The 17177-nt window shown below is 40.2% G+C and carries 13 protein-coding genes; all 13 read left to right on the plus strand.

Annotated elements, in window-relative coordinates; all coding sequences use genetic code 11:
• Positions 1-13: 13 nt before the first annotated feature.
• The 13 genes from EHS13_RS14280 (at position 14) to EHS13_RS14340 (ending at position 16829) form a co-directional block, all read left to right on the plus strand.
• The gene (locus EHS13_RS14280; protein WP_155700982.1) at positions 14-1639 is read left to right on the plus strand and encodes a response regulator transcription factor; all 1626 of its coding nucleotides are present in this window, start codon (positions 14-16) and stop codon (positions 1637-1639) included.
• Positions 1640-1741: 102 nt separating this feature from the next.
• On the plus strand, positions 1742-3178 hold the full coding sequence (locus EHS13_RS14285; protein ID WP_155700983.1) for an extracellular solute-binding protein: 1437 nt from the start codon (positions 1742-1744) through the stop codon (positions 3176-3178).
• 76 nt (positions 3179-3254) lie between these two features.
• Positions 3255-4169, plus strand: coding sequence for a carbohydrate ABC transporter permease (locus EHS13_RS14290; protein WP_227013938.1), 915 nt, complete (start codon positions 3255-3257; stop codon positions 4167-4169).
• 17 nt (positions 4170-4186) lie between these two features.
• Positions 4187-5497: a carbohydrate ABC transporter permease gene (locus EHS13_RS14295; protein ID WP_155700984.1), complete on the plus strand. Its 1311-nt coding sequence runs from the start codon at positions 4187-4189 to the stop codon at positions 5495-5497.
• A 39-nt stretch (positions 5498-5536) separates the two neighbouring features.
• Positions 5537-6655, plus strand: coding sequence for a galactonate dehydratase (gene dgoD / locus EHS13_RS14300; protein WP_155700985.1), 1119 nt, complete (start codon positions 5537-5539; stop codon positions 6653-6655).
• Positions 6656-6679: 24 nt separating this feature from the next.
• Positions 6680-7444, plus strand: coding sequence for an SDR family NAD(P)-dependent oxidoreductase (locus tag EHS13_RS14305; protein ID WP_155700986.1), 765 nt, complete (start codon positions 6680-6682; stop codon positions 7442-7444).
• An 85-nt stretch (positions 7445-7529) separates the two neighbouring features.
• Positions 7530-7991, plus strand: a complete 462-nt coding sequence (locus EHS13_RS14310; RefSeq protein ID WP_155700987.1) for a flavodoxin — start codon at positions 7530-7532, stop codon at positions 7989-7991.
• The gene (locus EHS13_RS14315; RefSeq protein ID WP_155700988.1) at positions 7975-8739 is read left to right on the plus strand and encodes a hypothetical protein; all 765 of its coding nucleotides are present in this window, start codon (positions 7975-7977) and stop codon (positions 8737-8739) included. The genes EHS13_RS14310 and EHS13_RS14315 overlap by 17 nt, the downstream gene beginning before the upstream one ends.
• Complete coding sequence (locus EHS13_RS14320; protein WP_155700989.1) at positions 8723-9511, plus strand: hypothetical protein; 789 nt, start codon at positions 8723-8725, stop codon at positions 9509-9511. Before EHS13_RS14315 ends, EHS13_RS14320 begins: the two co-directional genes overlap by 17 nt.
• A 256-nt stretch (positions 9512-9767) precedes the next feature.
• Positions 9768-11267 (plus strand): DHA2 family efflux MFS transporter permease subunit, encoded by a 1500-nt coding sequence (locus EHS13_RS14325; RefSeq protein ID WP_155700990.1) that lies wholly within the window; start codon positions 9768-9770, stop codon positions 11265-11267.
• A 142-nt stretch (positions 11268-11409) separates the two neighbouring features.
• Positions 11410-12528 carry a response regulator gene (locus EHS13_RS14330; protein ID WP_155700991.1) on the plus strand — a complete coding sequence of 373 codons (1119 nt, stop codon included), beginning with the start codon at positions 11410-11412 and terminating at the stop codon, positions 12526-12528.
• A 151-nt stretch (positions 12529-12679) separates the two neighbouring features.
• Positions 12680-15763 carry a hybrid sensor histidine kinase/response regulator gene (locus EHS13_RS14335; RefSeq protein ID WP_155700992.1) on the plus strand — a complete coding sequence of 1028 codons (3084 nt, stop codon included), beginning with the start codon at positions 12680-12682 and terminating at the stop codon, positions 15761-15763.
• A 25-nt stretch (positions 15764-15788) separates the two neighbouring features.
• Positions 15789-16829 (plus strand): HD-GYP domain-containing protein, encoded by a 1041-nt coding sequence (locus EHS13_RS14340; protein ID WP_162463110.1) that lies wholly within the window; start codon positions 15789-15791, stop codon positions 16827-16829.
• The last annotated feature ends 348 nt before the right edge of the window (positions 16830-17177 follow it).

The following is a 17177-nucleotide window of genomic DNA, read 5'->3' on the forward strand; positions in this document are numbered from 1 at the left end:
AGGAGTGAGTGGAATGACCATGAAGGTGCTTATCTTAGATGATGAAACGATTCAACGCAAAGGAATCATTGCCAAAATTCAAACCTATGCGTTACCCCTGATGATAATAGGTGAAGCTGGAGATGGCGAAGAGGGGCTGCAGCTGATAAAGCAGGAAATGCCTGATATTGTGATTACGGATATTCGTATGCCCGAAATGAATGGATTAGACTTTATTGAGCAGGCTTTGGAACAAAATCCCCAGATCTTTTTTATTATTGTTAGCGGTTACAGCGATTTTGAATATGCCAAGCGGGCAATGAAATATGGGATTTCAGATTACATTTTGAAGCCTGTTGATGAAATAGAATTACATCATGTTCTAAGCAAGGTCATTCTAAAAATTGAAGCTATGAGAAGAAACCTGGGGGTAATGAATAAACTAAAGCAGGACAATGAATTGAACCGAGAAAGCTTAAGAAAGCAGTATTTAACGAGAATGATTCAAACTTCCGGAAATGCTGTTTTTACTGCTGAAGATAACACAGATATTCAGCAAAAATACCCTTACTTTTTAGCGATCGTGCTTGAGCTCGAGTCTTTTAAGCTTCCGCATCATTCCTTTAGAGCTGGAGATGAGCATCTTATATGGTTTGCTGTTGAGAATATTATGTCTGACCAAATGAAACAGGCTAGCTGCGAAGGTTTTATCTTTCAGCATGCCATTCATCAAAATGAAATGGTTTACCTGCTGGGAGTAAGCCACTTAAATGAGAACCTTGCCATTAAAGAATGGCTTGCCAATGTGCTTCAAGGAGTGAATCGCTGTTTAAAGCTGGATGTGACAATTGCTCTTGGCAGCTTTGTCGATCAAATGGCATTAATGCAGCAGTCCTATCAACTAGCTAAATTATCTATTCGTAATAAAATGCTGAAGGGAACAAATCAGATTTATGACTATAGCTTGATCCATGCTCAAGCAAGTTCGAGACATAATGTAATCAATGATCATGATGAAAGACTGTTGTTTAAGCTTTTATCGGATGGCAATGAAACCGCTCTCTTAGACTGGGTTGAACAACGTATTAAACAGCTTGTGGAAACCCCATCTTCTACTTATGTCCATTTGGATTGGTTTTGTGTAGATATGTATTTGCTTATGCGGAAGTTTCTAATAGAGAAAACCAAGGATACGGATTTATTAATCGGTGAAATGGACGATCTCCAGTTCTGGGTACAAAATTTATTAAGCTGGAAGGATGCTATTAAACAGATTAGTAAGCAAGTATCACAGATTACGGCATTTTTAGCTAAAAAAGCGAATTATCCCAGCAAGGATTTAATGGGTGAAATCAAACGGTATCTAGATTCGAATTTGCACGCACCCATTTCACTCCAGTTGATTGCAGATCGTTTCTACATTAATCCCACTTATTTCTCTAGACGATTTAAAGATAACTATGGTCAAAGCTACTCGGAATATTTGACAAAACTGCGACTAGATAAAGCATCAGAGTGGTTAATAGGCACTAATCTGAAGATTCAGGAAATTGCCGAATTAGTTGGGTATGAAGGTGCAGCATATTTTAGCAATGTTTTCAAAAAAGAACGTGGGTTTTCACCGAATGAATTTCGACAAAAGCATCAAATGGCTAAATAGGTTGAATTACTTATAGATAAAAGTAAAATTATTGTATTCATTACAAAATGTACCTACTATACAATTTAAATGTAATCAAAATTTAGTTAGGGAGGCATTTAAATGAAGTTGAAAAGTGGGGCGTTTAAGCTAGTAACCGTTTTACTTTCTTCCGTAATTGTATTGTCAGCTTGTGGATCAGGATCAACTGAGACCACTCCGGCAGCTAGTACGGAAGTAAGCGCAACAGCTAAAGCAACGGAAACAGCTAAAGCGACAGAAACAGCAGCACCTACGGAGGCGGTTACTGCGGCACCAGCAGCAGCTGTCGAAATTTCAGTTTGGGATCAACCTGCTGATGATGCTGCAGATAAAACGATTCAAGAGGAAACATTTGCAGATTTTAATGCTAAATACCCGAATATTAAGGTTAAGCATGAGAAATTAGATCCGATTAAATATCGGGATCAATATTTAGTTGCAATGGCAGGAGGGTCAGGTCCGGATGCATGGCATGGCGCAGCTTTTCCGGATGTTCAAAAGTATATTGCCAATGGATTTATCTTAGATATAACCGATCGCTTTAGTGCATGGGAGGATAAAGATAAAATCTTACCCTCGACAATGGAAGCTGGAAAGAAAGATGGCAAGTACTACGGCTTAGTGAGTGATGCTTACGTAATGACAATGGCATACAACAAGAAGCTGTTTAAAGAAGCGGGCATTGAAAAGCCGCCAACTACCTGGGAAGAGTTTAGAGAGGTTGCCAAGAAGCTGACAGATCCTGCTAAAGGTACGTACGGCTTCAACATCCTTGGTATGGAATGGGGCGATTGGTTTTTTGAATATTTCCCTTGGCAAGCTGGTGGAGATTTAACGGTGAAGAATGCCGATGATACAGCTACATTAACCTTTACTTCTGAGCCGGTGGTCCAAGCCTTGCAATTCTATAAAGATTTGAAATGGACCGACAAAGTGGTGCAAAAGAATGTCATCCAAAGCTTAGATGATAACCAGAAGGATTTTGCAGCAGGTAAAGTAGGGATTGAAATTGGCGGTGTAGATTGGTTTACAGGCAAGGGAATGAACATTCAGGATATCGGATTAATGCCCTTTCCAAAAGGGCCAGCCGGTAAAAACCCAGGCCAGGTTGGTGGAGCGTATTGGACGATAAATGCTAAGACTAGTCCAGAGAAGCAAGACGCAGCTTGGACCTATATCACCTTTATGTCTTCCAAAGAAATCACAGAGAAGAAGCTTAAATTCTCTGCTGAGAATGGCGGGTTTCCAAATTTGCTGCAGGTCCGTTCTGATATAGATGTAACTAAAATCTTCTCCAATATTCCTGAAGATTTAACGGCAGCGGTTACGGCAACAGCAGCTGATCCGCATTTAGAATATTTCTTGAAGGAAAGACTCAGTCCTTATGTAGTGGGTGCTGTTCAGAAAATATTGTTAGATGCCAAAGCTGATCCGAAAACAGAGCTGCAAAAAGCACAGGATTTAGCACAAAAGGAAGTTGTCGATAAATACAATGCAGATGTAAAAAATGCTAAATAATTACTGAATGAATAGCTGAATGTCGGGATTCCGCAGTTGGACTCCCGACATTTACCTTCAAGAAAAGGGTGATGATATGGAATTAATGATGGAAACAAAGCAAAAGCAGCAAGTAATAAAAACTAAGCGAAAGATTGTTATCCGCTGGGTGCCTATCTTATTCCTTACCCCTTCGATTATTTGTTATCTGTTATTTAAATATTATCCAACCTTCCGTATGATCTATATTAGTTTTTTTGACTATAACATTGGAAATCCACCGGGTAAATTTGTCGGTTTAGATAATTTCATTCAGAGTTTAACGGCAGCTACTTTTTGGCATGCATTTGGAATTACACTGATTTTTGCCTTATTATATTTGCTTTTAACCTTTTGGATTCCCATTGTCCAAGCGTTATTGCTTAACGAAATTCATCGCGGCAATGTTCTATTTCGCTTTATCTATCAAATCCCGGCTATAGCTCCTGGCGTTGTTACCGTGTTGATCTGGAAGTTTATGTACAATCCGGATTTCGGAGTGTTGAATTTTTATTTAGGCAAGATCGGATTGGGTCCTTATCTATGGTTAAATGATCTTCATATGGTGAAATTTTCTATTGTGATGCCATCTATTTTTGCTAGCTCGGGTATATCGATCCTGTTATATTTTTCGGCAATTCGTGCTGTATCACAAGAAATATTGGAAGCCGCTAAGATGGATGGGGCTGGACCTTGGCGAAGAATTACAGCGATTATATTGCCAAACATTCGATTTATCATTCTCATCCAATTTATCGCCTTTTTAACAGGGGCACTTTATACGTTTGATAACATTTATGTGTTCACACAAGGCGGTCCTTCCAATAGCACGATGGTAGCCTCGATTCTCGTATTCAACTCAGCATTTAATGAATTACGCTTTGGTACAGCAAGTGCGATCTCTTTCTTTCTATTCATCATTACGGCGATTATTACCTTTATTCAATTGCGTCTCTCAAGAGAATCTGACTAAAGAAAGGGGTGCATCCAATGACTAATAATAAAATTAAAGAAAAAGGCCAGCGTACAATGAAGTTTGTGGCTTACCTGATTACAATGATTTTTATTCTTGCCGCGCTATTTCCTTTAGTGTGGATGATTTCCTCCTCGATGAAGGATGAATTATCGATAACGGCTTATCCTCCAAAATGGTTGCCTGTCATCCCTGAAACCATTCAGATCACTTTGGATTATACAGGTCAAGAGGGGAAAAATGCTGATTTTTATGAAAAGGATGCGATGAAAGCAATCTGGTTTCCTTGGAAAATGAATAGCCGAGATTTAATTGGGGCTGTTAGTATCCAAGGGGTTAAAGATGGTCATTTGCTTTATAGTGCTAGAACGGCAGGTTATTCCTTCCGCTTTGCAGCCAAGTTCATTGTACCTTCCAGCCTTTTCAATCCTACTGGTATGGATAATAAGCTTCCAGAGATTCGCAAGCAAAAGCTTTCTTCGTTTAAATGGTATGGAGATAAGGGCAAGCCAATTGAACAAGCAACCACGAGCCCAGATTCTGAGATCGTTCAACATTTTCAAGAGTTTTATCAAACGACTGAGTTCGTGAAAGGCAAACCGCAGAGCATGGAGATTTCCAAAAGCTTTTGGAGCATATTTGACAGCTATCGGGCTGTTATCCTTAAAGGTCAAGCTCAATCAAGCAGCGGTTCATCCTATCTGCACTTCTTTTATAATAGTGCTTTCGTCACCCTAACTTCTATTGCGCTTCAGCTTGTTCTAGGGTCTTTGGCAGCTTATGCAATTTCGTTTACCATCCGTAGCAAAGCCATTCAGATGTGGTTGATTATGTTTTTTCTTGCTACATTAGCTGTTCCAGATATCGTGCTGCTTGTTCCACTTTATTTGACCATGAATCAGCTTCACCTGGTGAATTCTCTGTGGGGAATCATTCTGCCTCATACGGCATGGGGAATTGTTATCTTTTTATTCAAAGGATTTTTTGATCAATTGCCGCGCGAGCTGATGCAAGCTGCTGAAGTGGATGGCGCTTCGGATGTCAGGAAGTTCATTCAAATTGTGCTTCCGATGTCGATCCCGATTTTTACAGTTGTGACGGTGATGGTTTTCTTACCCGTTTGGAATGAGTTTTTGTGGCCTTTGGTTATTGCGACGGGCCAGAACAATTGGACGATTACTGTTGCTTTAAATTCGTTGCAAACTACAACGCCGGCTAACATAGTTATGGCTATCGGAGTATTAAGCATGGTGCCTTTATTAATCGTATTTGCCACCTGCCAAAAATATATTGAAAAAGGTGCTTCTTTTACAGGTGTGAAAGGGTAGATAAGCACAACATTAAATTAACTTGAGGGGATAATGAAAATGAGAATCACTAAAATCGAAATATTCCATGTCAAACCGCGGTTTTCCTTCTTGAAAATGTCAACAGATGAAGGGCTAGTGGGTTGGGGTGAAGCTATTGTAGAAGGCAGATCAAGAACTGTAGAAATGGCAGTTAAGGAGTTTGAGCCGCATTTAATCGGTCAAGATCCGCGGAGAATTGAGCATTTGTGGCAGGCCATGTACCGTGGGACCTTTTACCGAGGAGGGCCAATTCTATCCAGCGCCATAAGTGGAATTGAACAAGCTATGTGGGATATCCTCGGTAAATCGTTGGGAGTTCCCGTGTATCAATTGCTTGGTGGAGCTGTCCGTAACCGGATTCGTATGTATAAAGGCATAGGCGGCAGCTCAGCAGATGAAGCTTATGCGAATGCTAAGGAATGGCGGGAAAAAGGCTTCACAATGATGAAAACAGGAATTGATCAAATGGCGCATGTAATGGAGACGCCAGCTTGGATTAATCATGAGGTTGCAAGAATTGAAGCGATCCGTGATGCAATTGGACCTAATTGCGATCTTGGAATTGATTTTCATGGAAGAGTAAGCCCGGCTTTAGCGATTCGCTTGGCGAAGGAGCTGGAACGATTCCATCCTATATTTATTGAAGAGCCTTGTTTGCCGGAAAATGTAGATACCTTAGTAACCATTGCCCGCTCGACTACAATTCCCATTGCAACGGGCGAGCGGTTATTCACTAAGTGGGCATTCCGCGAAATTCTCGAGAAGCAGGCCGCTGCTATCTTACAGCCAGATCTTGCCCATTGCGGTGGGATTATGGAAGGCAAGAAAATCGCTGCAATGGCAGAAGCGTATTATTGTGGGTTCGCTCCGCATAATCCGCTTGGTCCAATCAACCTAGCTGCAAGTGTTCAGCTTTCGGCTAATGTACCGAATTTTCTTGCTCAGGAGCATGCTACTTTAGGGGAAGGGTATCTAAAAACTCCATTTATTGTTAAGGACGGTTATCTGGAGATTCCAACAGCTCCGGGATTGGGGATAGAAGTCGATGAAGATGCTTTGCATGACCAGCGTTATGATGGAGATTGGGATACGCCTCGTTGGTTTCATGAAGATGACGGTTCCGTGGCAGACTGGTAAATCAGACAGAGAGGAAGCCTGAATATGATTGGAAAGGTAGCAATAGTGACCGGTGGCGCGTCTGGCATAGGCAGAGGTATTGTAGAAGTACTTCTGCGGGAAGGCTGTAAAGTAATGATCGCCGATTGGAACGAGCAGCTGGGTGAACAGACAGTTCGTGAGTTATCAGTTAATGAAGATCATATAACGTTCATTCGGACCGATGTTTCAAAAGCAGACGACATTCAGAATGTTATTGATAGAACACTAGAAAGATGGGGGGTTCTTGATATACTGGTCAATAATGTGGGTACTCACTATTATCGGAATATCGAGAACGTCACACTTGATGAGTGGGATAAAGTAATCGGTACAGATTTAAGAGGACACTTTCTATTTGTTCAGAAGGTATTACCTCATATGAAAGCTAAACGCAGTGGTGCGATTGTTAACATTGCCTCCGTTCATGCCCTCCAAACCGCCAAGCTATTTACTGTATATGCAGCTATAAAAGGAGGCATTGTCGCGATGTCGAGAGCTATGGCATTGGAATGCGCTCCATTTGGAATCCGAGTTAATTCAGTCCTTCCTGGCATGACGCGAAATAATGGTGTAGAGGAACGTTTGAATAAGCTATCACCTGAATTAAGAGAGAGCAAAGAAAGGGATATGGCGTTTAACATCCCGCTTGGGCGAATTGCAGAGGCGGTGGAAATCGGGGAAGCCGTTGCATTCCTAGCGAGCAATCGAGCTTCATTCATTACTGGATCTTCTCTTGTTGTTGATGGAGGGGAATCCAGTCATTTGTAATGAATTTCAGGATTATGTTGACAATGATAATCATTATCATTTAATATGAGTGTAGGCTATTTTACTGCAAAGGGGACTCATACGAATGAGTAAGATAATTATTGTCTATGCAAGTATGACGGGGAACACGGAGCTAATGGCAAATGCGGTAGCAGCGGGGATTCAAGAATCCGGCGGAGTTGTCACGATGAAGGAAGCTTTTGATACAAATGCCAAGGAGCTTGAGCAATATGATGGAATTGTGCTAGGTGCGTATACATGGGGAGATGGCGAATTGCCCGATGATTACTTAGACTTTTATGATGAGATGGAAGATTTGGAACTATCCAATAAACCTGCCGCAGTATTCGGCTCGTGCGACTCTAATTATCACTCTTTTGGTACAGCAGTAGATACTTTAATTGAAAAGTTAACAGAACGTGGTGCTAGAATAGTCATTCCCGGTTTGAAGATTGAATTAACTCCATCTGATAAAGAAAGAGAAGCTTGCAAAGCATTCGGTAAACAATTTGCAACGATGTGTGTTCCCCATGGAATTGAACAATAATCCGTTAGCATCAGCGCCGATTAAGGATTACGAATTTGAAGAGTTGATGCGCTGTCCTTTCAAATATTATAAACGGCATGTTAAAGGTGAGAAGAGCAACTCGCTTCACTGGCGGCAAATGGTGCAATACGCGGTTAACCATGTGATTAATGATATTTATAGCTTGCCTGTTGAGGCAAGATCGCAAGCAAGAATTTATGAGATTATCCATACCCGTTGGAAAATAAATATGCGCCTGTTCGAATCGAAAGCACATTACAATCAAATTCTTGCCCATGTAACCACTGCCTTACTAGATCATTTCTCAGCAGATTTTGCTAAAGAACCACCGTTGTTTCTTTTTGAAACCTTCTCAACTTGGATTGAAGAGCTGCAAACAGAGCTGTCGATGATTTTTCAAGTTGTGGAGTGGTCTGAGCAAACTTTTGTAATTAAAAAAATATTGGTGGATGAGGATTCAGATGTTATAACGGTTTTTAAGCATATGGCGATTCTCTTTAGCCATAAAGCATTCGCTCGTCTGCCAAGTCGGATAGAAATTTTCTCTGTATTATCAGGTAAAACGACGATTATTGAGCCAAAAGGCACGGAGGATATTACACAAGCCATTGATTATTTATGGTTAACTCAACAGCTTCTGCCTACCAATCCATATCGCAAAACAAACTCCTTACTGGAATGCAATACTTGTCCTTTTAATGCAGAATGCCACTTTACGGAGGTGAAGCAGCTTGCAAGAGCTCTCTGAATACCGGTTTTCAACCATTGTCAGCTCAGATGAGGGCTATGTTTATGCGGGGACTTTCGGTCAGGGCATACTAAGGATGTCTTTAAATGGGAGCTGGCAAGTATGCAGCGAGGGATTGCCTGCGGATGTTACAATCTATCGTTTGCAGAGAATGGGTACTGAGATTTATGCGGCAACGGAAAAAGGTTTATTCATGCTCCACAACAACAAATGGCAGTCAGCGGGACTTGAAATTCCTTGTTATCATATAGTGGATAGCTGTAATACTTTTGCTATGACACGTTGCGGCCTTATGTATAGTGATGAAGGAGAATGGATGCCGTTTGCTTATCCCAATCGTTCTTGCTACGATTTTCTAATGACGCCTCAATTTCTTTTTATCGCCCTTTCTTCAGGAATTGCTTATTATGACATGCTGACAGGTAGCTGGGATGAGTTTGCATTTCAACATGCGGTAACCAGTATAGCTGTTTTTCGTAAAAGCTTGATCGGTGTGCTGGCAGATGGAAGCATGGTCATTGGCAATAAGAAAGGCGGCTTTATTACAGTTGCTTTTGAGGGGATGTTTATATACAAGCTTGCAACTTATAAAGGAAATGTATTTGCTTGCTCGAATAATGGACTCTTCAAAATCGTCATGCTTCAGGATCGCCTCATTTTGCAATCCTTAGGCATTCATTGTGCAGTTACTGATCTAGTTTTTGCTGAAACACATATGTTGATTGCTACGCTGAACCAAGGTATTCTGAAGAATTTATTAGAGGTAGAATAATAATGGATATCGAGTGTGAATTCCGGTCATTGGTTTAATGCAAATCCGATTGCTAACGGACTAATTATGGATGATGTGCTGAAAGCTGTCGTTAAATAATTATATATTCATAGAATGTATACAAACCGAAGAGAGATCTTCGGTTTTTTTGGTTTATAATAAAATAATGTTTCATTCATACTCCGTTCACAATCGACGTGTATAATGAACCAAGGAGTTAAAATACAGGCAGTTAAGAATGAGAGGATTATTCATTATGGCAAAAGGTACACAGCAAGCGGCAGTTGCAGGGCAAGAGGTAACTATTCGCTCAATCATCGCACCATTATTAGCAGTTATCATTGGAATGATAATGGTTATCTTAGATAGCACAATCGTCAATGTTGCATTACCCGGGTTGGTCACAACCTTTGACAGTACACTATCCACGATGCAATGGACTATAACAGGCTACACGCTGGCGTTATCTGCAGTTATTCCTTTAGCTGGCTGGATGACAGATCGGTTTGGGGCAAAACGGATTTATTTATTTACAATTGCCTTTTTTACCCTTGGCTCCTTGCTTTGCTCGTTAGCACAAACCCCGGAGCAATTAATTATTTTCCGGATTATCCAAGGGATTGGCGGAGGAATGGTAGCTCCAATTGGGATGGCGATGATATTCAAGCTTGCTCCTCCAGGTAGAATGGGAGCTGTTATGGGGGTATTGGGAGTTCCGATGCTTCTTGCTCCAGCATTAGGACCGATTATCTCGGGTTGGTTAATTGAATTTGCTAGCTGGCATTGGATTTTCTTAATTAACCTGCCAGTTGGAATAATTGGTGTTCTAGTCGGTCTTCGATACTTGCCTAATGTTGAACGTAAAACAGTACCTTCTTTAGATATCATTGGGATGATCCTTGGGCCAATAGCCTTCGCATCGCTCGCATATGGAGTAAGTGAAGGTGGGAGAGTAAGCTGGACTTCCACAGAGGCGTTAACTGGGTTAATTGTTGGTGGAGTTGCCTTAATATTGTTTATTATTGTAGAGCTTCGTCAAAAACAACCTTTGTTGGAGCTGCGTGTATTTCGTTCCTCCGATTTCACTCGTGGGATTGTAATCGCATGGATCACACAAATCGCAATGTTCGGTGCGATTGTCTTGATTCCGTATTTCTTGCAAAGCATTAGAGGATATTCATCCTTTCATACGGGTTTAATTATGCTTCCACAAGCTCTTGCGGCAGGAATATTCATGCCCATTGGCGGACGTTTATTTGACAAAATTGGTGCAAGACCATTGGTTATGACAGGGTTGACCACTATAACTGTTGCCTTGTTCTTATTGTCTCAGGTTACATTGGATACAAAGCTGTTCATGGTAATGCTTCCTCTGTTCTTAATTGGCTCTGGAATGGGTCTATCAATGATGGCAATTAATACGCATGTGCTTCAATCCGCTCCAAGACGTCTGGTTAGTCGGGTTACACCGCTAACAACGGCTGCTCAGCAGGTTATGGTTTCCTTTGCAGTAGCGGGATTAACCGGCTATCTTTCGACGAAAATCGCTGATCATATGGCCGCAGGGGATACTTCTGGCAATCTGGTTAGTTCCTCGGTAAACGCCTTTGGTGACACCTTTTTCCTAGCGGCATGTATTGCTGCAGCAGGTGCTGTTATTGCGATAATCTTGCGTAAACCCAAAACAAATGCTGCAGAAGAAGAGATGAAGGAAAATGCAGAAAAGGCAGATTCCGCTATGATGATGGGGCATTAAATGACAAGTAAGCTAACACTAAAGGTTATCAAATCATAGAGATCATGGTACACTTAATAGAATTCCGATCGAAACCGAGAGATTATTTGCTCTTTAGGTAGCGGTCTGAATTCTATTTTTGTAATAAAAGGAGTTTGTCCTAATGAGAGTTTTTATCGCTGACGATGAACCATTGGCTTTACGGAGTATGGAAAAGCTGTTGAAAGAAATCGAAGGTATTGAAGTCATAGGCAAATATCAGGATCCGCGCAAAGTTTTGGAAGCAGCAGCTAGAGATAAACCCGATCTGATTTTTCTTGATATAGAAATGCCGGTGTTAAGTGGCCTTGAGGTAGCAGAACGACTTTCCCAAACAGATCCATCTATCAAAATAGTATTCGTAACGGCTTTTAGTGAATATGCAGTTAATGCTTTTGAACTTAACGCTTTAGATTATTTATTAAAGCCTGTCCGTAAAGATCGCGTGATTAAAGCACTCCAGCGCATTAAAGATAATATAGACGCTCCTAGCCCAGTTCCAATCACTGCGGGTTTAATTCGGTTGCGCCTTTTTGACACCTTGCAAATTGAATTTCCCATGCAGGAGCCTCAGCCGATCCGTTGGCGGACTGCTAAAGCCCAAGAGCTGTTCATCTATTTATTGCAACGAAATGGACAAACGGTCCGTAAGGATACTCTGATTACGATAATTTGGCCTGATTATGAGCTGGAAAAAGCCTATACCAATCTCTATACCACCGTCTACCAGCTTAGAAAAACACTTAACCAACAGAATTTAAATATGCGCATTATGAGCGGTGATGAAGGTTATATTTTGGAAAAAGGCGAGATAGTGATAGATGTGGAAGAGTGGGAGATGGGCATTAAACAGCTTCTGCCAATTACAGAACATAACATTCAAGACCATCATGAAATCATGCGTTTATACAGAGACGCTTATCTTAAGGAATATGATTTTGAGTGGGCGGATAACGAGCGTCAACGATTGAGCTTGCTATGGTTCAATCATGCTGTAACAATCACAGATTTTTTAATGAATAGGCAGGATTACTCTGCTGCGATTTCGCTTTGCCATAAGATTCAAGAGCAGTATTCCTATGCAGGCTATAGTTATTTTACATTGATGAAAATCTATGCTGTTTTAGGTGACGGTGTTGCTGTAAAAGAACAATATGAGCGATTCTATAACTTATTATTCGATGAATTGGGAGAAGCTCCAGATACCTTTATGACAGAATGGTTTGAGAAGTGGAAACAATAAATATACTGGTAACGGGCAACAATAAATGATTCCATTCTGGCTTTCGAATGGAAAACAAATAAGTTGCCCGTTACCAGTATAGCTGTTCAGAATTTGTTCAGATACGGGCTGTATAGTGTGCTTTAGGCATGGCTTAAAGTGGGAGGCCCGTATGAATTCCCGAAAGAAAATTATCCTTATCTTAAGCATATTTATGATTGTTTTGGCCTTACGTATTGGATTTGTTGTATCCTCGCATCAGCCAAAGGGAATCTCCGCCATGCATGGTGAGCTGGATTTAAGAGAGTGGGAGCCTGATAAGGATGGAATTCAAAGCTTAAATGGCGAATGGGAATTTTATCGTAATCAGCTTTTACCCCCTGAGGAAATTTCTGCGCAGGCCTCTTCCGTAATGATGAATGTCCCTAGTAAATGGAATAGCTATTTTCAGGCAGATCACGAAACAGCTTATGGTTATGGCACCTATCATTTAAAGGTGCTGTTAAAACCTGTAAATCAACAAATTCTGGCATTAAAAATCACAAAGATTGGTACTTCTAATAGGATTTATGTGAATGGAAAAGAAATAGGGAATAGCGGTAAGCCAGCTTCAACAAAAGAGTTGACAGTAGCAGGAATTACACCCTACGTTGCTTTTGCTGTAATCGATGGACAGGCTGCTGATATTGTAATTCAGGTGGCTAATTTTGATCACGCCATTAGCGGTGGTATCCTCCAATCCATAAAGCTAGGCTCTACAGAGCATATTGTAGCTGAAACACGAAGAGATAATTTAAGTAATATGTTTATTAGCAGTACCTACGCGTTACTCGCACTCGCTTTTCTTATCCTCTTTCTATTTATCCGCAGCAAAGAAGTTCTAAGTATTGGACTTTGTGTGCTATTTACAGCGCTGTTTTTTGTAACTCAAGGGGGAAAGATGCTTTTAGTGGTCTGGTTTCCTACTATGGACTATACTCTTTACTCGCGAATTACAAGCCTTGCTGCTGCGGGACTTATTTATTTCTACGCCCAATATAATTATCAATTAAATCCTGCTTTAGCCTCTCGAAAGATTATAAGAATGCTGCAAGGCATTGTTGTTATTTATGGAATACTTTCCTTGTTTATCGATACTGCTATATTCACACTCTTCTCTGTACCGATAAATTTCATATTTATTGCTTTTCATTTTTATATCCTTGGCGTGTTGATTAAAGCTGTTCGTTTAGAAAAACAGGATGCTTCCTTACTGCTAATCGGGGCTTTAGGACTTTTCTGGCAATCCATTGAATTTTTGTTTGAATTTAATGATTGGAATGAGTTGGAAAAAAGCTCGAAATTGGGCATCTTAATTTTTGTGCTTTCTTTGACCGTTTTAATTTCAATTCGCGTATTCCGTAGATTTGCCGAAACCACGCGACTTGCTCAGCAGCTTGTCATTATGGATAAGATTAAAGATGAATTTTTGACTAATACTTCACATGAACTCCGAATCCCTCTATATGGGATCATTAATATTTCACAATCGATGCTGGATGATCGCGGAAATCAATTTACAGCAAGCCAGCTGCAGAACTTAAATCTTCTGGTAACCGTCGGACGCCGAATGGGTCATCTCTTGAATGATATTCTAGATATGTCGAAGCTGAATGAAGCCAAGATTCAACTTGATAAACAATATATAGATCTATATAGCTTGGTAAACGGACTAATAGAAGTTATGAAATTTCTTGTAACCGGAAAAGAATTAGAAGTCATCAATCAAGTGCCGCAGGATCTAGCACCGATAGAGGCGGATGAGCAGCGCTTGATGCAAATTTTATCGAATTTGTTGTACAACGCTATTAAATACACTCCAAAAGGTCGGGTTGTTATCCAAGCGGTTTCAAAAAAAGATTATATGGAAATTCAAGTTATGGATACGGGCAATGGTATTCCTTTGGAGCATCAAGAAGAAATCTTTCGTGGCTTTGTACAAGGCAGCTGGGAAGAAATCGATTATCAAGGTGGTGCAGGCTTAGGGCTCAGTATAAGTAAAAAGCTCGTGGAGCTGCATGGGGGGCGAATGGGAGTCCGATCCATTGTTGGTCAAGGGGCCACATTCTATTTTACAATTCCAATTACAACTAGTTTGATTGATTTAGCTGCAAGCAAAAGTTTAATTTATAATCCATATGCAGCAGCATCCTTAGAAAATACAGAGCGCATCGTACTTCAGACTGCTTTGCCGGATACACCTTCCTATATAGATTATGGCGGGGAAATGCATATCTTGGTTGTGGATAATGATCCGGTTAATGTCCACGTCATTCTGCAATTACTAGGCTCGGAGCAATATAGAATTACAACCATGTCTCGCGGGGAAGAAGTTTTAGCCCATTTGGTGCAGAATAAGCCTGAGTGGGACTTGGTTATCTTAGATGTCATGCTTCCACAAATGTCAGGCTATGAGGTTTGCCGAAAGCTCCGAGAATATTACACGCTATTTGAACTTCCGATTATTATGCTCACTGGACAAAGTCAGCTAGGAGATCTTAAAGCCGCGTTTGAGGCAGGAGCTAATGATTATACAGTTAAACCTGTTAATGGCGAGGAGCTTAAAGCACGGATTCGGACGTTATTGCAAATGAAAAGAGCAGTAATTGATCATATTCATTTGGAAACAGCACTGCTTCAGGCTCAAATTAAACCACATTTTCTATTTAATACCTTAAATACAATTGCATCTCTAGGCGAAGAAGATTCTAACCAAATGCGTGAGCTTCTGATGGAATTTGGCAATTATTTACGAGCTAGCTTTGATTCGAAGAATCTCAATCGTTTTGTGCACATCAGCCATGAAATGGCTTTGGTTCAATCTTATTTATATATTGAGAAGGTTAGGTTTGCGGAACGACTGCAGTTTGAGATTCTGTTTCCTGAGGATTTGGAGTTCAGGATTCCTCCTCTAACTCTGCAGCCTATAATTGAGAATGCTGTTCGTCATGGCATTATGAAACGGATGGAAGGCGGCAAAATCCAGATTTCAGCTATAGATTTAGGGGATGAGGTCAGGGTTACAGTAAGTGATAATGGAGTGGGTTTGACTGGAGATGAAATTAAGGCCGTATTAACTGGACAAATTAGCAACGGGGGAATTGGTTTACTGAATACCCACCGTAGGCTGAAGCATTATTATGGTTATGGACTAACCATTGAGAGTATCCCGATGCAAGGAACTAGAGTGAGTATGCAAATTCCTAAATTAAAATAGTAGATAGATGGATAGGAGCATACTAATGGATAAAGTAAATGCACAGCTTTCTGAGCAATTGGTAGGGAAACGATTGATTGAAAATGTTTATAATAAAAATGGACTTCTAATCATGAAGTCACAAACCATTCTAAATCGGATACATGTCCAGAATTTTTTAGCGCATCGGATTGATACTGCCGAATTGAATATTGAAACCATTGGTCCTTTTGGCAAGCCAAGCTCTCTACAGTTAAGTCAAGAAATGGATGAAGCTGTTGCTGTGGTTCGTGATGTTTTCAATGAAGTATTAAACTCCAAAAAATTACCGCTCACTGAAATCCGCAAATCCGTCATTCCCTTAATTCTTAAAACAGTTGAGCAGGAAAATGTATTCGAAGTTTTTGCAGCTTTGCAGGAAAAGGATGATTATTTATATCGACATAGCATTGCTGTGGGGACCATATCTGCACTTATCGGCAGACAATTAGGCTACAATGAAATCGATTTATTGCAGTTAACCATGGCTGCTGTCCTTCATGATATTGGTAAGCTTTATATTGCACCCGAATTACTGTCAAAACCAGACAAGCTGACTACAGCAGAATTCGAGATCATGAAACGACACACCATCCTCGGATATGAGCTTGTGAAAAAAACGATAGGCACTTCAAGCAGGCAGGCCTTAGTGGTGCTTCAGCACCATGAAAGGGTAGACGGTACAGGGTATCCGTTAGGCTTAATCGGAGATCAAATTGATCATTTTAGTCGCATAGTCGCCGTTGCAGATGTTTTTCATGCTATGACGTCACGAAGAGAGTATCGCAATCCTTTCCCATTCTATGAAGTATTGATGCAAATGGAGCAAAATGCCTTCGGTATTTTGGATCCAACAATCATTCGTATATTAATCAATAAAATCATGCAAACGATGATTGGCTTTGAAGTTATACTAACAGATGGAAGACAGGGTACAATTGTGTTGATTAATCCCTATGATGGGACTCATCCACTTATACATATAGATGATAACTTTGAAGATTTAAGTAAAAATAATAGCTTGCAAATTCAACAGATTTTACTTTGAATAGTTCAAATTACCTAAAAAATAGTAAAAGACACTCGTATACCTCGATCTAGGTGTAAAGGAGTGTTTTTTTTATGGATTTGTAGAGAAATGTTCAAAATTTAATCGAATTTGTTCAGTTTTTGTTCAGATTAAGATGTTATTCTATTATTCGGTGGGGTTCGACAATTCTTACCATTATATTAGTTATGAGGCAAGAATAATAGTTCTTAAGTTCTAATAATATAAGAAAGGATAATAATAATTTTTACAATTTATAGGATAAGCAAATATTTATTGATCCTTTAGAACTAAAAATGAAAATTTGATTATGCAAGAAACTACTAAATGTAAGGGGATAATCTTATT

This window comes from Paenibacillus psychroresistens (assembly GCF_009728935.1).
GTDB classification, from domain to species: domain Bacteria; phylum Bacillota; class Bacilli; order Paenibacillales; family NBRC-103111; genus Paenibacillus_AC; species Paenibacillus_AC psychroresistens.